Source organism: Xanthomonas cassavae CFBP 4642 (assembly GCF_000454545.1).
GTDB lineage: Bacteria > Pseudomonadota > Gammaproteobacteria > Xanthomonadales > Xanthomonadaceae > Xanthomonas > Xanthomonas cassavae.
In genome coordinates, this window is the sequence record NZ_CM002139.1 from 2,159,421 (window position 1) to 2,179,522 (window position 20,102).

At 62.7% G+C, this 20,102-nt stretch carries 9 protein-coding genes and 6 pseudogenes; 12 read left to right on the forward strand and 3 right to left on the reverse strand.

Annotated elements, in window-relative coordinates:
- The first annotated feature begins 173 nt into the window (after positions 1 to 173).
- The 6 genes from XCSCFBP4642_RS0109760 (at position 174) to XCSCFBP4642_RS0109785 (ending at position 11,876) form a co-directional block, all read left to right on the forward strand.
- A complete protein-coding gene (locus tag XCSCFBP4642_RS0109760; RefSeq protein WP_029219618.1) occupies positions 174 to 3,077 on the forward strand; it encodes a TIM-barrel domain-containing protein in 2,904 nt (967 codons plus the stop codon).
- 91 nt (positions 3,078 to 3,168) lie between these two features.
- A complete protein-coding gene (locus tag XCSCFBP4642_RS0109765) occupies positions 3,169 to 5,541 on the forward strand; it encodes a glycosyl hydrolase family 95 catalytic domain-containing protein (RefSeq protein ID WP_029219619.1) in 2,373 nt (790 codons plus the stop codon).
- The gene (gene xylB / locus XCSCFBP4642_RS0109770) at positions 5,538 to 7,031 is read left to right on the forward strand and encodes a xylulokinase (protein WP_029219620.1); all 1,494 of its coding nucleotides are present in this window, start codon (positions 5,538 to 5,540) and stop codon (positions 7,029 to 7,031) included. The genes XCSCFBP4642_RS0109765 and xylB overlap by 4 nt, the downstream gene beginning before the upstream one ends.
- Before the next feature lie 165 nt (positions 7,032 to 7,196).
- Entirely contained in the window at positions 7,197 to 8,534 is a 1,338-nt protein-coding gene (gene xylA / locus XCSCFBP4642_RS0109775) for a xylose isomerase (RefSeq protein ID WP_029218274.1), read from the forward strand.
- 199 nt (positions 8,535 to 8,733) lie between these two features.
- Positions 8,734 to 10,161, forward strand: coding sequence for a sugar porter family MFS transporter (locus XCSCFBP4642_RS0109780; RefSeq protein WP_029219621.1), 1,428 nt, complete (start codon positions 8,734 to 8,736; stop codon positions 10,159 to 10,161).
- Between the two features lie 167 nt (positions 10,162 to 10,328).
- Positions 10,329 to 11,876, forward strand: coding sequence for an MASE1 domain-containing protein (locus XCSCFBP4642_RS0109785; RefSeq protein ID WP_029219622.1), 1,548 nt, complete (start codon positions 10,329 to 10,331; stop codon positions 11,874 to 11,876).
- Positions 11,877 to 12,471: 595 nt separating this feature from the next.
- Here the strand turns inward: XCSCFBP4642_RS0109785 and XCSCFBP4642_RS24510 are convergent.
- A pseudogene (locus tag XCSCFBP4642_RS24510) lies at positions 12,472 to 12,813 on the reverse strand (integrase core domain-containing protein); the annotation flags it as partial.
- A 1-nt stretch (position 12,814) separates the two neighbouring features.
- On the opposite strand from XCSCFBP4642_RS24510, the pseudogene XCSCFBP4642_RS26830 reads away from it, so the two are divergent.
- The 6 genes and pseudogenes from XCSCFBP4642_RS26830 to XCSCFBP4642_RS0109810 all read left to right on the forward strand — a co-directional run.
- Positions 12,815 to 12,946: pseudogene (locus XCSCFBP4642_RS26830) on the forward strand (IS3 family transposase); the annotation flags it as partial.
- A 4-nt stretch (positions 12,947 to 12,950) separates the two neighbouring features.
- Positions 12,951 to 13,235, forward strand: a pseudogene (locus XCSCFBP4642_RS26835) (hypothetical protein); the annotation flags it as partial.
- 67 nt (positions 13,236 to 13,302) lie between these two features.
- Complete coding sequence (locus tag XCSCFBP4642_RS0109795) at positions 13,303 to 13,941, forward strand: DUF1629 domain-containing protein (protein ID WP_029219623.1); 639 nt, start codon at positions 13,303 to 13,305, stop codon at positions 13,939 to 13,941.
- Between the two features lie 347 nt (positions 13,942 to 14,288).
- Positions 14,289 to 17,291: pseudogene (locus XCSCFBP4642_RS24515) on the forward strand (coiled-coil domain-containing protein); the annotation flags it as partial.
- Between the two features lie 127 nt (positions 17,292 to 17,418).
- Positions 17,419 to 17,985 (forward strand): annotated as a pseudogene (locus XCSCFBP4642_RS0109805) (hypothetical protein); the annotation flags it as partial.
- A gap of 64 nt (positions 17,986 to 18,049) precedes the next feature.
- Positions 18,050 to 18,676, forward strand: a complete 627-nt coding sequence (locus XCSCFBP4642_RS0109810; protein WP_029219625.1) for a hypothetical protein — start codon at positions 18,050 to 18,052, stop codon at positions 18,674 to 18,676.
- Positions 18,677 to 18,907: 231 nt separating this feature from the next.
- On the opposite strand, the pseudogene XCSCFBP4642_RS24520 reads toward XCSCFBP4642_RS0109810, so the two are convergent.
- A pseudogene (locus XCSCFBP4642_RS24520) lies at positions 18,908 to 19,536 on the reverse strand (IS1595 family transposase).
- Between the two features lie 207 nt (positions 19,537 to 19,743).
- Positions 19,744 to 19,986, reverse strand: coding sequence for a hypothetical protein (locus XCSCFBP4642_RS29380; protein WP_084624771.1), 243 nt, complete (start codon positions 19,984 to 19,986; stop codon positions 19,744 to 19,746).
- Positions 19,987 to 20,102: the final 116 nt, after the last annotated feature.

The following is a 20,102-nucleotide window of genomic DNA, read 5'->3' on the forward strand; positions in this document are numbered from 1 at the left end:
AGACGGCGCCGCTTTCGAGCGGGCCGCCAGTGCGCGGAATCGACACGCTGTACGTCGATTCCGCCGCATCATCCTTGCCTGCCAGACCACCGCTGCCACGCGTGCTGCTACATCAATAACACCCATGCGCTGCCGCCCCCGCGGCAGCGATTCGACATTCAAAGGGAGTGACCATGCAAACCACCATCCGTTCCGCCGGCCCCGCGCCTGCCAACCGACGTACACCGCTTGCCCATTGCCTGGCGTTGTCGCTGGCCCTGCTGGCCAATGCCGCGCACGCGCAGGACGTGCGCAAGGCCGCCGATGGCGTCACCGTGGTGCCAAGCGCCAAGGGCGCCGCACCGGTGCGCCTGCAGGTGGTCGATAGCGGCATCATCCGCGTCAGTGCCGACCCGGACGGTGACTTTGCACGCAGCCCCAGCCTGATGCGCGTGCCGGTGCAGGGCGACACCACCTTCCAGGTGGCCGAGGAGGGGGGCAGCGTGCAGCTGAAGACCGGCAAGGTCACTGCCACCGTGTCCACCGTCGACGGCCATGTCAGCTTCGCCGATGCCAACGGCAAACCGGTGCTGTCGGAAGTGGTGGGCGGGCGCAGCTTTGCGCCGCTGAAAGTGGAGGGCAAGCAGTACCTGAGCGTGCGTCAGCGCTTCCAGTCGCCCGACGACGAAGCGCTGTACGGCTTCGGCCAGCACCAGCAGGGCTGGATGAACCAGAAGGGCCGCAATGTCGAACTGCAGCAGAACAACATCGACATGGCGGTGCCCTACCTGGTATCCAGCCGCAACTACGGTCTGTTGTGGGACAACAATTCGATCAGCCGCCTGGGCGACCCGCGCGGCCTGCAGCCGTTGCCGAAGACGCTGAAGCTGTACGACGCCAAAGGCAAGGCCGGTGCGCTGACCGCACGCTATGCGATCAACGGCAAGCAGGTGCTCGAGCGCCGCGAGAGCGAGGTGAACTACCAGTACCTCAGCGACCTGACCAAGTACCCGAAGAAGGCGATCACCAAGGACAAGGACAGCCGCATGCAGGTCACTTGGGAGGGCGAGATCGAAGCGCTCACCGGTGGCGAGCACACCTTCTCGCTGTATTCGAGCGAGTACGCCAAGTTGTACGTGGACGGCAAGCTGGTCGTCGATCGCTGGCGCCAGAACTGGAACCCGTGGAATCACGAGTTCAAGCTGGATCTGCAGCCGGGCACGCGCCACACCGTCAAGGTCGAGTGGGACCTGATCGACCCCAGCTACATCGCGCTGCTGCACCGCGACCCGCTGCCGGCCGCCGAAGCGAAGGACCTGTCGCTATGGTCCGAAGCCGGCCAGATGATCGACTACTACTTCGTTTCGGCCGATTCGTATGATCAGGCCGTGGCCGGCTACCGCGAGCTCACCGGCAAGTCGGTGATGCTGCCCAAGTGGGCCTATGGCTTCTGGCAGAGCCGCGAGCGTTACAAGAGCCAGGACGAGTTGGTGGGCGCGGTGGCCGAATACCGCAAGCGCAAGCTGTCGCTGGACAACATCGTGCTCGACTGGTCGTACTGGCCGGAAAACGCCTGGGGCTCGCACGATTTCGACAAGCAGCACTTCCCGGATCCGGACGGCATGGTCAAGGCCGTGCACGACATGCACGCCCAGATCATGATTTCGATCTGGCCCAAGTTCTATCCCACCACCGCCAACTACAAGGAACTGGACGCGGCCGGTTTCATGTTCAAGCGCAACGTGGAAGTGGGTGAGCTGGACTGGATCGGCAAGGGCTACAAGAACTCGTTCTACGATCCGTATTCGGAAAAGGCGCAGGCGATCTACTGGCGCCAGGTCAACGAAAAGCTCAACAGCAAGGGCTTCGATGCGTGGTGGATGGACGCCGACGAACCGGACGTGCATTCCAACCTGGACATCGGCGAGCGCAAGGCACGCACCACGCCCAACGCGCTGGGCTCGTCCACCGAATACTTCAACTCCTACCCGCTGCCGCACACCCACGGCGTGTACGTGGGCGATCGCGCGGCCGACGACAAGCGCGTGTTCATCCTCTCGCGCAAGGGCTATGCCGGCACCCAGCGCAATGCGGTGGCGGTGTGGAGCGGCGACATCGTCTCGCGCTGGGACGACATGCGCGACCAGATCTCCGGTGGCGTCAACATGGCGCTGTCGGGTCTGCCCAACTGGACCTTCGACATCGGCGGCTTTGCGGTGGAGAAGCGCTACGAGAACCAGGACCCGGCACACCTGCCGGAATGGCGCGAACTCAACACGCGCTGGTTCCAGTTCGGCGCATTCGTGCCGATCTTCCGCTCGCACGGCCAGTTCCCGTACCGCGAGATCTGGAACATCGCCCCGGAAGGCACGCCGTTCTACGACAGCATGGCCTACTACAACCGCCTGCGTTACGCGCTGCTGCCGTACATCTACAGCCTGGCTGGCGATACCTATCAGCGCGATGGCGTGATCATGCGCGGCATGATGATGGACTTCCCGAACGACCCCAAGGTCCGCGACATCAATGACCAGTACCTGTTCGGCCCGGCCTTCCTGGTCGCACCGGTGACCCGCTTCGGCGCCACCTCGCGCCAGGTGTACCTGCCGGCCGGCACCAGCTGGCTGGATTTTTCCACCGGCAAGCGCTACGAAGGCGGCCAGAGCATCGAAGCGGCCGCGCCGATCGAGCGCATGCCGTTGTTCGTGCGTGCCGGCTCCATCGTGCCGACCGGCCCGGTGCAGGAATACGTGGATCAGACGCCGGATGCACCGCTCACCGTGGTGGTCTACACCGGTGCCGACGGTGCGTTCTCGCTGTACGAGGACGACGGCAAGGGCTACGGCTACGAGAAGGGCGAGTTCAGCCGCATCCCGCTGGTGTGGAACCAGGCCAAGGGCGAGCTGAGCATCGGCACGCGCGAAGGCAGCTGGACCGGCATGCAGGCCAAACGCACCATCAACGTGCGTTTCGTCGATGGTCCACGCGCCGACGCCGGTGCACTGGAGCCCAAGTCCGACACCAGCATCCAGTACGACGGCAAGGCGGTCAGCGTGTTGCAGCGCAAGATTGCGTCCGGCAAAGCGCGTCGTCGATGATCGCAGGCTGTCTTCAGTCGATGAGCGAGCAGATGCCGGAACGCCGCAAGGCAGTCGCGGGCGGTTCCGGTGAGGCAGCACGGCGGTGGCCGTGCTGACCCGGCGCGAACTATGCAAGGCCACCGGGGCCGCGCTTGCGGTCCTGGGCGCCGCACCGGTAGCCGCGCAGGCCGCACGTTCCGGCAGCGACACAGGATTGCCGGCCGTAGCGCCGGCAGACGCCCTGCAGCTGTGGTATCGCGAACCGGCCAACGAATGGGTGGAAGCCCTGCCGGTCGGTAACGGGCGATTGGGCGCGATGGTGTGGGGCGGTATCGCCCACGAGCGTCTGCAACTCAACGAAGACACGCTCTACGCAGGCGGCCCCTACGATTCCACCAACCCGGAGGGATTGGCCGCGTTGCCGCAGGTACGCGCGCTGATCTTCGCCGGCCGCTATGCCCAGGCCGAGCAACTGGCCGATGCCAAGCTGTTGTCGCGCCCGCTCAAGCAGATGCCGTATCAACCGCTGGGCGATCTGTTGCTGGATTTCGATCGTGCCGACGGCATCAGCGAGTACCGTCGCCAGCTCGATCTGGACACGGCGGTGGCCACCACCACGTTCCGCTCCGGTGGTGCCGTGCACCGTCGCGAGGTGTTCGTGTCGGCACCGTCGCAGTGCATTGTGGTGCGCCTGTCCTGCGATCGGCCGGGCGGTATTTCGTTGCGGGTCGGCATCGACAGCCCGCAGAGCGGCGAGGTCACGGTGGAGCAGGGCGGCCTGCTGTTCAGTGGTCGCAACAGCGGCTTTGCCGGCATCGACGGCAAGCTGCGTTTTGCCTTGCGCGTACTGCCGAAGGTCACCGGTGGCACCGTCAGCCAAGTGCGCGACCGGCTACGTATCGAGGCTGCCGATGACGTGGTGTTGCTGCTGACGGCCGCAACCAGTTTCCAACGTTTCGACGCGGTGGATGGCGATCCGCTGGCGTTGACGGCGGCAAGCCTGCAGAAGGCCGCCACCTCCGATTACCCCGCATTGCTGCGTGCCCACCTTGCCGATCACCGGCGCCTGTTCCGGCGCGTGGCGATCGACCTGGGCACCAGCGAGGCGGCACGCTTGTCCACCGACGAACGCGTGCAACGGTTCGCAGCCGGCAACGATCCGGCCATGGCGGCGCTGTACCACCAGTACGGTCGCTATCTGCTGATCTGCAGTTCACGGCCCGGCACCCAGCCGGCCAACCTGCAGGGCATCTGGAACGACCTGATGCAGCCGCCGTGGGAAAGCAAGTACACCATCAACGTCAACACCGAGATGAACTACTGGCCCAGCGAGGCCAACGCACTGCACGAATGCGTGGAACCGCTGGAATCCATGCTGTTCGACCTGGCCCAGACCGGCGCGCACACCGCGCGCAAGCTGTACGACGCACCCGGCTGGGTGGTGCACAACAACACCGATCTGTGGCGCCAGGCCGGGCCAATCGACGGTGCGCAATGGAGCCTGTGGCCGATGGGCGGCGTCTGGCTGCTGCAGCAGCTGTGGGACCGCTGGGACTATGGCCGCGACCGCGCGTATCTGAGCAAGATCTACCCATTGTTCAAGGGCGCTGCGGAGTTTTTCGTCGCCACCTTGGTGCGCGACCCGCAGACCGGTGCGATGGTGACCAATCCGTCGATCTCGCCGGAAAACCAGCACCCGTTCGGCGCGGCCGTGTGCGCCGGGCCGACCATGGATGCGCAGCTGCTGCGCGACCTGTTTGCGCAATGCATCGCCATGAGCAAGCTGCTGGGCGTCGATGCAGCGCTGGCACAGCAGTTGGCGAGCCTGCGCGAGCAATTGCCGCCCAACCGCATCGGCAAGGCGGGGCAGTTGCAGGAATGGCAGCAGGATTGGGACATGCAGGCGCCGGAGATCCATCACCGCCACGTCTCGCATCTGTACGCCTTGCATCCTTCCAGCCAGATCAATCTGCGCGATACGCCCGAGCTTGCCGCTGCAGCAAAACGCACGCTGGAAACGCGTGGCGACACCACCACCGGCTGGGGCATCGGCTGGCGGTTGAATCTGTGGGCACGGTTGGCCGACGGCGAGCATGCGTATCGCATCCTGCAATTGCTGATTTCGCCCGAGCGCACCTACCCGAACCTGTTCGACGCACACCCGCCGTTCCAGATCGACGGCAACTTCGGCGGTACCGCGGGCATTACCGAAATGCTGTTGCAAAGCTGGGGCGGCAGTGTGTTCCTGTTGCCGGCCTTGCCCAAGGCGTGGCCCCGCGGCAGCGTACGCGGCCTGCGTGTGCGTGGCGGTGCCAGCGTGGATCTGCAATGGGATGGCGGTCGCTTGCAGCAGGCACGCCTGCACAGCGATCGTGGCGGGCGCTATCAGCTGTCCTACGCGGGGCAGACCCTGGACCTGGAACTGGGCGCGGGCCGCACCCGGCAGGTGGGACTCAACAACAACCGATTGGTGACGCAATGAGCTTGTACGTAGGACTGGATGTGGGCACGCAGAGCGTCAAACTGGTGGCCTACGATCCGCAGGAGCGCGCCGTGGTCGCCACCATCGCCGCGCCGATGGAGCTGATCAGCCGCGACGACGGCACCCGCGAGCAGCAGGCGCAGTGGTGGGTCGACGGCATCGTGCATTGCTTCGCGCAGCTCGATGCCGATCAGCGTGCGCAGGTGCGCGGCATCTCGGTGTCCGGCCAGCAGCACGGCTTCGTGCCGGTCGCTGCCGACGGCAGCGTCACCGCACCGGTGAAGCTGTGGTGCGACACCAGTACCGCGCTGGAATGCGATGAAATCATGGACGCCGTGGGCGGCGCGGCAGGCAGCGTGGCGGTGGCAGGCAACCCGATCCTGGCCGGCTACACCGCATCCAAGCTGCCGTGGACGCGCAAGCATCGTCCCGACGCCTATGCGGCCATGACCACGGTGATGCTGCCGCACGACTACATCAATTTCTGGCTTACCGGCGAGCGCTTTGCCGAAGTCGGCGATGCCTCCGGCACCGGCTGGCTGGATGTACGCACACGCCAGTGGTCCGAGCGCATGCTCGGCGCGGTGGATGCGCAGCGCGATCTGCGCACCGCACTGCCGCCGTTGGTGGAAACCGGCGCGGTGTATGCGTTGTCCGACGCGGCGGCCGAGGCGCTGAACCTGCCGGCCGGCGTGCGCGTGACCACCGGCGGTGGCGACAACATGATGGCCGCCATCGGCACCGGCAACGTGGTGCCGGGCCGCCTGACCATGAGCCTGGGCACCAGCGGCACCTTGTTCGCCTACGCCGATCACCCGGTGGTGGACGACGATGCACGCTGGGCCGCGTTCTGCTCCTCCAGCGGCGGTTGGCTGCCGCTGATCTGCACCATGAACTGTACCGTTGCCACCGAGGCGGTAATGCGCATGTTCTCGATCACCCGCGAGCAGACCGAAGCGATGATCGCCGAGACCGCGCCGGGCGCCGACGGGCTGGTATTGCTGCCGTTCTTCAATGGCGAACGCACGCCCAATTTGCCCGATGCACGCGGCTGCCTGTTCGGTATGCATCTGCACAACACCACCGCCGCGCATTTCTATCGCGCCGCGATGGAAGGGGCCACCTACAGCCTGCGCAATGGCTTCGACGCCTTCGTCGCTGCCGGTCTGCAGTTCGATACCATCCTGCTCACCGGCGGTGGCAGCAAGAGCGCACAGTGGCGGCAGATGGTCGCCGACGTGTTCAACCTGCCGGTCGTGGTGCCGACCCAGCCCGAGGGCGCTGCCTTCGGTGCCGCGCTGCAGGCCTTGTGGGCCTGTGATCGCGATGACGGCGGTACGGACGCGTTGTCGGAGGTGGTGCTGGAGCACCTGCAGGTGGACGACGCGCTTGCCGCGCAGCCCGACCCGCAGCGCGTGACCCACTATCAGCAGCACTACCAGACCTTCCTCAAGCACCTGCACGTCGTCAGCCCGCTCTACGCCGGCTGAGCGACACGCGTTTTTTTCATACTTCCCCCAGCAGCAAGGACTTCACACCCCATGAGCAACACCGTTTACATCGGCGCGAAGGAATATTTCCCCGGCATCGGCAAGATCGGCTTCGAAGGCCGCGACTCGGACAACCCGCTGGCGTTCAAGGTCTACGANCACCCCATGAGCAACACCGTTTACATCGGCGCGAAGGAATATTTCCCCGGCATCGGCAAGATCGGCTTCGAAGGCCGCGACTCGGACAACCCGCTGGCGTTCAAGGTCTACGACGCCAACAAGCAGGTCGGCGACAAGACCATGGCCGAGCATCTGCGCTTTGCCGTGGCCTACTGGCACAGCTTCTGCGGCAATGGCGCCGATCCGTTCGGCCCGGGCACGCGTGCGTACCCGTGGGATATCGGCAACACCGCGTTGAATCGCGCCGAAGCCAAGTCCGATGCCGCGTTCGAGTTCTTCACCAAGCTCGGCGTGCCGTATTACTGCTTCCACGATATCGATCTGGCACCGGATGCCGACGACATCGGCGAGTACGAAAAGAATCTCAAGCACATGGTAGGCATCGCCAAGCAGCGCCAGGCCGACACCGGCATCAAGCTGCTGTGGGGCACCGCCAACCTGTTCTCGCACCCGCGCTACATGAATGGTGCATCGACCAACCCGGACTTCAACGTGGTCGCGCGTGCGGCGGTGCAGGTCAAGGCCGCGATCGATGCGACCGTTGAACTCGGTGGCGAAAACTACGTGTTCTGGGGCGGCCGCGAAGGCTATGCCTGCCTGCACAACACCCAGATGAAGCGCGAGCAGGACAACATGGCGCGCTTCCTGACCCTGGCGCGCGATTACGGCCGCGCGATCGGCTTCACGGGTAATTTCCTGATCGAGCCCAAGCCGATGGAGCCGATGAAGCACCAGTACGACTTCGACAGCGCCACGGTGATCGGCTTCCTGCGTCAGCACGGCCTGGACCAGGACTTCAAGCTCAATATCGAAGCCAACCACGCCACCTTGTCGGGCCATAGCTTCGAGCACGACCTGCAGGTGGCCAGCGATGCCGGGCTGCTCGGCAGCATCGATGCCAACCGCGGCAACCCGCAGAACGGCTGGGACACCGACCAGTTCCCGACCGACCTGTACGACACCGTCGGCGCGATGCTGGTGGTGCTGCGCCAGGGCGGGCTGGCACCGGGCGGCCTGAATTTCGATGCCAAGGTGCGGCGCGAGTCGTCCGACCCGCAGGACCTGTTCCTGGCGCATATCGGCGGCATGGACGCGTTCGCACGCGGGCTGGAAGTGGCCAATGCGCTGCTGACCTCCTCGCCGCTGGAAACCTGGCGCAAGGAGCGCTACGCCAGCTTCGACAGCGGTGCGGGCGCGGACTTTGCCAATGGCACCAGCACGCTGGCCGACCTGGCCACCTACGCTGCCGGCAATGCACCCACGCAGCTCAGCGGCCGCCAGGAAGCCTACGAGAACCTGATCAATCAGTATCTGACGCGTTGATNCACCAGCACGCTGGCCGACCTGGCCACCTACGCTGCCGGCAATGCACCCACGCAGCTCAGCGGCCGCCAGGAAGCCTACGAGAACCTGATCAATCAGTATCTGACGCGTTGATGTCCCGTGGCCGGCGGCGTACTGCGTCGCCGGCCGATGGCGCCCACCCCCGTGGCCGCTCCCTTGCATGTTCCCAGGTGAACCCATGTCCAGTGTTTCCATTGACGGCGCCCCCGATGCCGGCGAGAACACCCGTTTCATCATCCTGATCAGCTGCGTGGCCACCATCGGCGGCTTCCTGTTCGGCTTCGACAGCGGCGTGATCAATGGCACCGTCGACGGCCTGAAACAGACCTTCCAGTCCACCGCCGCCGAGACCGGTTTCGAGGTCGCCTCGATGCTGCTGGGCTGCGCCATCGGCGCCTTCTTTGCCGGCCGTCTGGCCGACCGCTGGGGCCGCCGTGCGGTCCTGATCATTTCCGCCGCGCTGTTCCTGCTCTCGGCCATCGGTGCCGGCGCCTCGCATAGCTCCGGCTTCTTCATCTTCGCCCGCGTGATGGGCGGTTTTGCGGTGGGCGCCGCCAGCGTCATCTCGCCGGCCTACATCGCCGAGGTCGCCTCCGCGCGCTATCGCGGCCGGCTCGCCACAATGCAGCAGATCGCCATCATCAGCGGGCTGTTCTGCGCCTTCCTGAGCAACTATCTGCTGGCCAACGCCGCCGGCGCCTCCACCGAGCCGCTGTGGGCCGGGCAGGCTGCGTGGCGCTGGATGTTCTGGATGCAGGCCATCCCGTCGCTGTTGTTCCTGGTGCTGTTGCTGGTCATCCCCGAGAGCCCGCGCTACCTGGTGGTCAAGGGCCGCCGCGAGCAGGCGCTGGTGGTGCTCAAGCGCCTGTACGGCAACGCCGCCGCGCAGACCAAGCTGGCGGAAATCTCCGCCTCGATGTCCGCCGACCAGCACAAGCCCAAGTTCTCCGACCTGGTCAACAAGGCCACCGGCAAGATCCGCCCCATCGTCTGGATCGGCGTCGGCCTGGCGGTGTTCCAGCAGCTGGTCGGCATCAATGTGGTGTTTTATTACGGCGCCGTGCTGTGGCAGGCGGTCGGCTTCTCCGAGCAGGATGCGCTGCTGATCAACGTGCTCTCCGGCGGCCTGAGCATCGGCGCCTGCCTGGTCACGGTGATGCTGGTGGACAAGATCGGCCGCAAGCCGCTGCTGTGGATCGGCTCGGCCGGCATGGCGGTCTCGCTGGCGCTGGTGACCTATGCCTTCGCCACTGCTTCGCTGGACCCCAACGGCAAGCTCGCCATGTCCGACGCCATGGGCATGCTCGCGCTGGTGGCCGCCAACGTCTACGTGGTGTTCTTCAACGCCTCGTGGGGCCCGGTGATGTGGGTCATGCTGGGCGAGATGTTCCCGAACCAGATCCGCGGTTCGGGCCTGGCCATCGCCGGCGCCGCGCAGTGGACTTCCAACTTCGCCATCACCGTCAGCTTCCCGATCCTGCTCGGCAGCATCGGGCTGGCCGGCGCCTACGGCATCTACACCGTCGCCGCCTTCATCTCGGTGTTCTTCGTACTCAAGTACGTCTACGAGACCAAGGGCAAGGAGCTGGAGCAGATGGAGGGCTGATTCCGTCAGTTATGCTGACATCGGCATAGAAAATGAAGAAGGCCGCGCAATGCGCGGCCTTATTTCTTGGGATGACTCATCTTTATCGCAATGTGTGCGCCATCGCCATACTCCGTCGAGCAGTTCCCTCCAGACTAGGAAGCATCGTGGAACCAAGGAGTGGTGGTATGGCGGTAGCCAAAGAAGTCCTCAGGGGCATGCTGATCAGCGTGTGCTACTGCTTGGCGTTTCTGATCCTCTGGCGCTTCTCCCTTGACCAGTGGTATCTGCCAGTTGGCTTGCGGGTCGTCACGTTGCTGTTTCGACCATATCGCGAATGGCCGTTCCTGTTAGCAGGGGATGCTGCAGCCATGTTGGTCTTGCGTATTCCGCTAGGCGAGTTGCAGGGGTTCAGCCCGCTATGGGCTTACCTGACTCCGTTCTTGCATGCGCCTTTGATCGCCAGCGGAATTTTCCTGCTTCGTTACCATGTCCCTAAGATCGTCAAGAAGCAGCACTGGCTTATTCCTTCCGCACTTGCGCTAGGGCTTTGGAATGCAGTCTGCAGTATGTTGTTAAATGAAACGCTCGGTGGTCCGCCGATTTATCCCGTCATTGATCTTCTGCTGCGCTACTCTTCGGGTAGCTATCTTGGAATACTGGTCTTGCTGCTTCCAACGATGTTGTGGACCAGTTGGAATGACGGCCCAGTGCACTCTAGTCTTTCCAGAGATCTTGCTGCTGCAGTCGTTTTAATTCTTGGGTTGTTCTTCGGTCTGGGTGTCTTGGGCAACCAAACGATTCGAAACATTTTGATGGTCGCGATGCTTATGCCGATGATCGTCATGACCTTCAAGCATGGGTGGAGAGGCATTGCGTTGGGAGCGCTACTTGCGAGCTTTGGACTTGAGTTCTCTCTTCCCAGGGTCTATCAGGCAGGATTTTTTGACCAGCACGTTTTTAACATTCAGTTGCTCTATGGACTAATGACGACCGCTCTTTTTATTTTTAACGCTCGTCTCCGTGAGTTCGATCGCGATGGTTTTTCGAGCCCAGCGAAAGACGACCCATTTCTATTCGCTCGCGCGAGCTATTCCAGTGCAGAACGTCTGTTGCGCAACCGCGTACTTGAATATTCTGATGTCAACGTGCAGATAAATAGGATGCGCAAAGACGTCGTGGCTGACTTGAGGGCGAAGGGGCAGCACGCGGTTGCAATGGAGATGACACGAATTAGCGTGATTGAGTCGCAGTTGTTGCAACAATATGTGGCCGGACTTTATCCTTTGGAAATCGAGACGCACGGGCTCTATCAAGCGTTGCGTTCCCAAGCACTTGAGCGTTTCTGCCAATCTCAGTTTCAATGCGTGTTTCGCGGAGATTGTAAGAATCTGTCGTTGGAGCTACAGCTGAGCGCGTATCGCAGTGTGCTTAACTGTGTCGAGATTTTGCCGTCAGCTAGGAAGCATTTCATCCAAGCACGTGCGTGGACGGGTAAAGGGGCGAAGGGGATTGTGGTGCGTGTAATCGCGGATTCTTCCTCAGCTGAACTGGTTGGGCGCGAGTCGAAGGACGTCGAGACTGAACTTGAAGCACGAGTAAAAGCGCATGGCGGCACGCTTCGCCGCCGCCATGCATTAGTTGTGACATTCCTTGTTGCTGAGGCTGACTCTGTGGAAGTTAGGGGGAGACTATCCACTGATCCCCAGTTGCTCCGCGCCGGGCTAGTACCGTGAAATTCTTTGTTTTATAGATGAGTCGTCCTTGATCGCGTTGGATTGCATCACGTGTCGCCGGGTCATCTAAACTCGTGCTCGGAGAAATCCTGTTTGCTACAGGCAATATAACGCGCTCTACATCCTTGCCCATTGGTAAAGTCCAGAGAGCGCTGTCAACTCTGGCGACGACCGCGCGGACCTCGCCTGTCACATCGTTGATCTGCAGATATGTGACTCCATCGCGATAGAGCTCATATCCGGCAAACGAGGGGTCAATGGCTAGGTTAGCGGCTTTGGGGTTGCTGTCGCCAAGTCCTGTCATTGCATGCGCACCGACACCGCCGCTAGAGGGGCAGCATTGAGCCGTTGCCGCGCTCGATGCGAAAAATCCGGCGGTTAAACAAAAAATCTTTAGCCAATTGTTTGCGTTTTTCATGATTTGCCTTCCCCCTGCGCGGGGCAATTTCGCCTGCGATTCAGGCCCTAGTACGGTACGTCCTGCCGGGAAAGTTTTGTTGATTGTTTGTCGCAGAAAACTGAGTGCACTTGCCCCAGCGACGCAGGAATTGCTGGGTGAACCGCCCCGCCTTTCCCGGAGACTCCTTGGTTTGAGTCACGCCGACATAGCGGACTCGTTGGGTTGCTTGTGTTTGGAATAATAGTTGGCTTCGGCCTCGGCGGGTGGGATGCTGCAGATCGGCTCAAGCAAGCGGCGATTGTTGAACCAATCGATCCAGGTGAGCGTGGCCCACTCGACCTCCTCGCGCGTGCCCCAGGACGACTTGCGGTGGATCACCTCGGCCTTGTACAGGCCGTTGATGGTCTCGGCCAGTGCGTTGTCATACGAGTCGCCCACACTGCCCACCGAGGGCTCCAGGCCGGCCTCGGCGAGCCGCTCGGTGTAGCGGATAGAGACGTACTGCACGTCCCGGTCGCTGTGGTGGATCCGACGTCCCACCAAGAATGCTGCGCGCGCTGAGGTGTTCGACTACATCGAGATGTTCTATAACCCCAAACGCCGTCATGGTTCAACCGGCGACCTGTCCCCTGTAGAGTTTGAACGGCGCTACGCGCAACGAGGGTCTTGAGTGTCTACGGAACCCTGGGCGTATCACTGGGCCTATCAAGCAGCCTGTGGTCGCCAGCTACGAGAAATCCCAGGAACTGGGCGCGCTCGCCAACGCCAAGGCAGTGGAGTTGGCACTGGGCAAGGCGCCCGCACCACAGGACCCGTTCAACCTCCCTGCACGGGCCAGCGACCAAGTCGGATTGGACAACCAGAACTGGCGGCGCAATCCCGAGAGCCAGACCTGGGAGCGTCAGGTCAAATATGCAAAAGAGCGGACAAAGCACTACCGTTGTACTGTCTGCCCGGAAATGCGACGGCGGTGGCTAGACTCTGCGCAATGATCCCGGCGACATAAATCAATGACGGATGTAAGCCATGGAAACGAAAACAGCCAATCAGCCTGAGGCTGGTGAATACTTCATCCTCGAAGCGGGTACGATCAACGGACCGGTGAACGGAGTTGTCTTTGAGAACGTCAAGGATCTGTTGTCACCCCCGCGCTTGATTCTGAGGCCTGAAGGCGGTGGTTTCCCTCCGTTACACGAAACGCCGCGTTTGGTCTATTGCCCCAGCAAGGGCCCGCCGCCCAAGGACTTGGAGCCGGGCTTCAGTGGCTACTGGCTCGTATCCGAGCGACTCTACCAAGTCATGGTCGCGATTGATCCCGAAGCGTTCGCTTTCGCCGAGGTGGACTATCGGTTGGCTGATGGCTCGAAGGGACCACGCCACTTGCTCTGCGACGTAGTCCGGGAGATTGACGCACTGGACGAAGATGCGTCAAAACTCTTCATCGATACGACGGAAGACTTCGTCAATGGCAAGTTCTACGATCTGACCGGTGGCGCCAGTGTCACGTTTGATCGCGAGCGTGTGGGCACGGCGCATGTTTTTAAAACGCCCTACGCCATCGAAGTCTTTTGCGACCGAGTATTCAGAGATGCAGTCGCTGCGACAGGAATTGAGACCGAAACTGACTCCGACGGTCTTTGGCTCATCGACGCTTCGGATGCCTAACGTCTAAGCAAACGTTGCCAGGTAGGAGTCTGATCCATGCCCCGCACGTCGCGCAAATTCAGAGCCTGAAGGGCTACGCGTCAGGAGATCATGGCTGGGCTGCTGTCACCCACACCGAAGGCCGCGTAGTGACCACGCTACAGCACATCCATAGCGTGTCCAAGCCGTTGACCCGCGGTGTTGCGGTCGAACTCCAGCGGCATGGTCTGTCTCAGGCCATTTCAAACGCTTACCACGGCGGACGTTTGACCGTATCGCCGGCCGGCGTGGCGGTAGTTGAAAATATTTTGGGCGAAGAGGCAGCCAGACCTCTGCGAGTTCCTCGCGGTCAAAGCGGCGCGGCGTCCATGGAAGTATTGCTGGGTAACGCGTCGGCCAGCACCGTGGTGCGTTCGGGCGGTTTGCTGGCGACCGGCGCCGACGCAGTGCTGACTGCTCGCCGTTCGGCCGAACTGCTGGAGCAAGGCAATGCCACGGCCGCGCAGTCCGAGGTCACCCATGCCTTGGCCCGTAACGTCGGCGGCTGGGCCGGTGGTGCGTCCACAGCCGCAGCGCTGGGCGGTAGCGGCTTCGTGCCTGCGGCGTTGGTGGTCGGCGACGCGCTGTTGATAAGCAAGGCGTTCGACAAGGGCGCCGATCTGCTGGACAACCGCGCCATCTACCACCAGAGCGACAAAGCGGGCGTAGACTGGCAGTTCAATGGTCGCAACTGGCAACGCGAAGCGGCCATCGAGCTCGCCCAGGATGACCGCCGCACGACCAACGAGCAGCCCGTGGTCGCCAGCTATGAGAAATCCCAGGAACTGGGCGCGCTTGCCAACGCCAAGGCAGTGGAGTTGGCACTGGGCAAGGCTCCTCCCCCGCAGGACCCGTTCAACCTCCCTGCACGGGCCAGCGACCAAGTCGGATTGGACAACCAGAACTGGCACCGCAATCCCGAGAGCCAGGCATGGGAACGCCAAGTCAAAACCGCCGTGTCCGGTGCCAACGACCGGGGCAGCTACGAACACCAAACCGCCTCTCCGGAACGCGCGCAACAGCTCAACCAAGAAGCCCTGGGCCGCATCGAAAGCAACATCGCCACCGGGCACGAAGCCATCGCCGCCGCTTATCTGGAAAACCATGCCGCGCAACGTGCCCAGGCCTATGGAGTGGAAGTGCCGGCGGCAGTTGAAAGTGCCCTCGCCAAGCAAGGTCAGGTGCAGGGACACGACGGGCAGGTCTACCAGCGGAACGAGGCTGGGCAGTGGGCTGGGAAGAACGGGGTGGCTATTGGCAACCTGGCGGTCGAACTGGAGCTGACGAATCAGGTGCGCCAGCCGTCGTTGGAGCGTGCCCAGGAGGCCCTGGCAGCCATTCAGGCGCTTCCCGCGCCCACGGCGGCACAGATGGAGCAGAACGAGCTGCTGCACCGTTACCGGGCCGCAGGCGTCGATTTGAGCTTCCATCCAGACATTCAGCAGGCCGTGGAGTTGGCTTCGCAGCGGACCATGGAGGCCAACGGCATCACCGGGCCGACCATGCAGCAGCTACAACGCAACGAGTTGGGGCAATACGGGTATGACAGCCCCATCGCGCACCTTCAGCGCGGCAGCGATGGGATCACTCGTGTGGTGGCCGTGACCAGCAGCGAAGAGATCCGGCAGGCGTTGAGCGAGGCGCAAGGCAGCAGGCGAGAGCCGCCAACCCTCGCACGGGCGCCCGAAGCGACAGGGGAAACAGACAGCTCTACGTCTGACTCTTCCAATCCGCAGCAGAAGCTCGACATTCAGGCGCGCATGCAGGCCTCTGTCGCGGCACAGGCGCGGCAAGAACACGAACAGCAGGATCGTCTCGCGCAAGAGCAACACGTCGCGCAGGTGCGCGAGCACCTTCAGCAGGCACAGCCTCAGCTCGAAGAGAGGTCGCAAAGCGAACGGGCGGTCCAGGCCCACGCGGTGTTGGAAGGTCAGCGACAAACAGAGCANGCGCAGGTGCGCGAGCACCTTCAGCAGGCACAGCCTCAGCTCGAAGAGAGGTCGCAAAGCGAACGGGCGGTCCAGGCCCACGCGGTGTTGGAAGGTCAGCGACAAACAGAGCAGCAGCGTGAGCTAGAAGAGCGCCAGCTACAGGAGCGGCAGGCACAGACCAGCCAGCAACGCGAGCTACAGGAGCGTGAGGAAAGGGACGTCCAGGAACGTCAGGCGCAGGAGCGCCAGGCCCAGGACAACCAGCAGCGGGAGCAACAAGTCCGCCAGGCTCAAGAAGCCATGCAGGTTGAGGTCCAGCAACGCCAGGCTCAGCAAGCGCAGCAGCAAGACCCCGGCCAGCACGCCTCGCAACAAGCCGATCCTCAGCCGCACGCTCCGGATGCGGCGCTGGCTCAACAAACGCCGCAGCCCGAGTTGCAGCAGGCAGATGCCCACCAGCAGCTAGAGGGGCATAACCAACAGGTAGGCGAACGCGCGGCTCACACTACGCCCGACCCACGGTCGCAACCGCTTGGTCCAGGCGACGCGCAACCGCATCAAGCACAAGAAGCGGCACGCGCGCTGGAAAGGCAGGCGTTGGAGAGTCGCGATGCTGCGCACCTCCAAGTGCCTCCCTCTGGGGGCCGGGAATCCGGCGACCAACCTGTGCAAAGCGTGCAGGCCGATGCGGTATCCCCGGCGCTGTCTCGCCACGTGCAAACGCAGCCGATGGAGATGGAGCAAGCGTCGGTCCGCCAGCAAGACATGGCACGTGAGCAGGAGGCGGCGCCGGTTCGTGTCATGGCCCCAACGACGCCTGCGTCAGCAGACCCGTTGATTGCATCGCAGGCCGCGGCGCTCACAAATCCAGAGCAGGAAACCAAGGCCGAGCAGGCCCATCCCTCCGATGGCTCGCCCACTGAGCGTGGCGCGGCTGTGCCGCCAGCAGCACACTTTGCGCAAACGAGTGAACAGTCATTGGCAAGCAGTGCCAACACTCGCCTGCCCATCGGGTCTGCTGACGCAGAAAACCGACAAACGCAATCAACCCCTGCACAGGATCGCAGCGCCGCAGACCCGGGCGGTGCTCTGTTCCTGGAAGAGACCATGCGCGCGCTGCGCCAGCTGCAACAGGAAATTGAGGCGGCGGATCGGGAAGACGAACGCTTCCACCAGGAATGGAGGGAGTATCGCGAGCGCGGAGAACCTTATCCCTTCGCTCAAAAGAGGGCGCTAGACCAGGAGGGTGGAAGCATGGATGCACTCAGCGCGCACCAACCAAGTGGCCGCTCGCCTAGTGAAGCGGCTGAGCAAGCCGATGCCTTCCCATCTCCAGTTCAGCGCTTTGCCGGTCCAGGGGAAGGGAATGCGCCAAATGACGCGTCGAAAGCTGAGCGCAAATCGATCACGGGCGACCCNCAGCGCCCGGAAACGGGCATGGAAGGACGGCTGATCGTAGATCCAAGTGCGTCATGAGCCGGATCGGCCAGTTCGCTGGCCGTTGCGACTACTTGATCAGCGTTGCCCTAAGGAGTATCGCGAGCGCGGAGAACCTTATCCCTTCGCTCAAAAGAGGGCGCTAGACCAGGAGGGTGGAAGCATGGATGCATTCAGCGCGCACCCACCAAGTCACCGCTCGCCTAGTGAAGCGGCCGCGCAAGCCGATGCCTTCCCATCTCCAGTTCAGCGCTTTGCTGGTGCAGGGGAAGGGAATGCGCCAAACGACGCGTCGAAAGCTGAGCGGAAATCCATCACGGGCGACCCGGACGTGGACGAAGTGCTCTACGCGCTCGAGAGCAAGAAGGAACTGGCGATCGAGCAGGCTCTGAATCGAGTGGCCAACAGCGCAGCGACGCAGGCGCTGATCGAAAAAGGCAACGAGTTCCTGGAGGCACAGGCCCAGCAGGAGGCCCAGGAGCTTGCCGCCACACGTCAGGCGCTGGGGATGGATGTCTCAGCGGAGATCAACACCAGCCGTGGGCCGGTGATGGTGCTGACCTTGCCAGAGTTCGCCAAGGGGCCGATGCAGAGCGGTCCCCAAGGGGACGGCGGTGGGGGTGGAGACGGCGGTGGTGGTGGAGGGGGCGGCGGTTAGTCAAAATCGCTTCCGTGACCAGCCGAGCTCAGGAAACCTCATGGACAGGCAAGACGCCGCCGCGATGGCGGAAATGATGGCCACGTTGAACGCGTCGAACGCCTCGTTGCAGGAGACGGTCAAAGTGCTGACGACGCTGGTGGCATCCATGCAGCAGCGCGAACAACGGCTGCGCGATGTGGTCGCCGAGCAACTTCAGGTAGTCCAACACGCGGCCAGCAGCGCCGATGCCAAGGTCAATCGGGTCTTAGAAAACGCACTGCCGCGGCTGACGCAGCTGACCAATCAGGCGTTGACGCAAACGCTGGAGCCAGCCGCCAAGCGATTCAACAAAGAAATGGCCACTGCGGATGAGACATTGCAGCAAGCCACTCGACGTTACGCGCAGGCCCAGCAGTCCTTGGAAACGCGGAGCACGCGGCGCATGTGGATCGCATCGGCCACGATGCTCGTGGCGGGCGTGTTGGGACTGGGGGCGGTGGCTTACTCGGTGGACATCATCAACGAAAAGCGCAGCGAGCTGGTGCAGCTCCGCACCTCAATCGACTATTGGGAGCGGGTTGCGCGCGCTGATCTGGCTCCCTGTGGCGAAGGGAGGATCTGCGCCACGCTCGAAAAGAACAGCACACGTTTCGGCAGTCAGAAGCAATACCGTGCCGTTAGCCTGCGCACCGTCTCGAATGCGCGTTGATGCCCGTCGACCTATGGGCCTGGTGCACCGTCGAGCTCCTGACAGCGCCGGGCGTGTTCTCTCAGATGGTGGGGATTGGGGTGGTTCTTCGTTGATTCCGGCTGACGCACGGTCTGGCCTTTGAGAGCAAGGTAGTCAATGGCAATCAACGATGGGGCCAACGCGACCTTGTTCTCTGGGGTGATCCAGAGCAGCAGGCAGTCGAAAAGGATACTTGATTAGCCCCATTCCTCAGCTGTGGAAATTGCTCGCCATGCGCAGAACCGGCTCCGGGCAAGGCTTGCAGCTCATCGGCGCCGTTGCCAGTCGCGGCAACATCTGGTCCAGGTGAAATCGGCGGTTGAAGCGGTAAGCCGCCTCGGCCAGATAGCGACGCGCATGCTTGGCCTGTCGCACGGCATGGTAGGTGCCGCTGATGGCGCGTTTGACGTTGCCAAGCACCACGTTCATCCAGCGTGCCCCTTGGACCTCGGTCGCGGCGCGGCCGCCACCAGTCACCAGCGTGGTGTGCGCATGCCCGGCATCTTCAAGACGACGAAAGCAGGCCAATCCGTCGGAGTACACCTCGCACTCGGGCGCAAGGCGCCGTGCGATTCAGTCTTCCAGCGAGGCGTTGTCGAATGCTCTGACCGGCTCGATCACCGCCAGCGCAAGGTGGTCTGGTGGCGGCACGCGCGACACTGGTAGTAGGTTTGACCCTCGCGCCGGAAACGCGAGCACCCCGACCCTCACATGCAGGGCACCGGAAGCCCTTGGGCCAACGCCAGCGATACAGCGCCCGCTAGCACATGGCCTCGGTCCCGTAGCGATCCATGAACTCGCTCATCGATATCCCCCGGCTGGAACTGCACGGCATTGATGCTCCTGACCTACTCCCATCGACTTCGGACCGGGGCAGTCTGCGAGCACGCCTTCACAAATCTTGCGACTGGCGACTGAGGAATAGGGCCAGTCAGGTTCTTTTTTTATGGCCTGAGTGACGGCGTCGCGGAGAGTTTTTTCGAGTAATTTCACTGGATTCTTTGCGGGCCGGCATGTGGGTTGTCGAAGATAATTTGATTGATGAATTACGTTGTCATCCCTCGACTCCGGCCAAGCATTAATGCGTGCTGCGCGGCTTGAGCGTGCTCGAACCATCCGATTACCTGCCGATAATGCGCTTGACCCCAGCAACGCAGGAATGGCTGGGTGTGGTGATCGTCTGGGTCGTGGAGCGCTGCGAGGCGCTGGGCGATGAAGTTCGCTGTCAGGGGCTGGGCGCAGTCGATCTCGGTGCAGTGACGCCAGCCGGCATAGCTCTCGCGGGACAGAGTGGGACATGGGCGGCTTCTGGACGAGGAGATGAACGCGGGAGCGCAGGACGGAAGTGACGGGCTTGCTTTTTGTGAATTTATGTTACTTTATAACAACTCATCTGCTGCGCAGT

Excerpts from the sequence above, each read along its gene's own strand:
- xylB (WP_029219620.1), top strand. The coding sequence starts at position 5,538 with ATGAGCTTGTACGTAGGACTGGATGTGGGCACGCAGAGCGTCAAACTG.
- XCSCFBP4642_RS0109780 (WP_029219621.1), top strand. The coding sequence starts at position 8,734 with ATGTCCAGTGTTTCCATTGACGGCGCCCCCGATGCCGGCGAGAACACC.
- XCSCFBP4642_RS0109785 (WP_029219622.1), top strand. The coding sequence starts at position 10,329 with ATGGCGGTAGCCAAAGAAGTCCTCAGGGGCATGCTGATCAGCGTGTGC.
- xylA (WP_029218274.1), top strand. The coding sequence starts at position 7,197 with ATGAGCAACACCGTTTACATCGGCGCGAAGGAATATTTCCCCGGCATC.
- XCSCFBP4642_RS0109810 (WP_029219625.1), top strand. The coding sequence starts at position 18,050 with ATGGCGGAAATGATGGCCACGTTGAACGCGTCGAACGCCTCGTTGCAG.
- XCSCFBP4642_RS0109760 (WP_029219618.1), top strand. The coding sequence starts at position 174 with ATGCAAACCACCATCCGTTCCGCCGGCCCCGCGCCTGCCAACCGACGT.
- XCSCFBP4642_RS0109795 (WP_029219623.1), top strand. The coding sequence starts at position 13,303 with ATGGAAACGAAAACAGCCAATCAGCCTGAGGCTGGTGAATACTTCATC.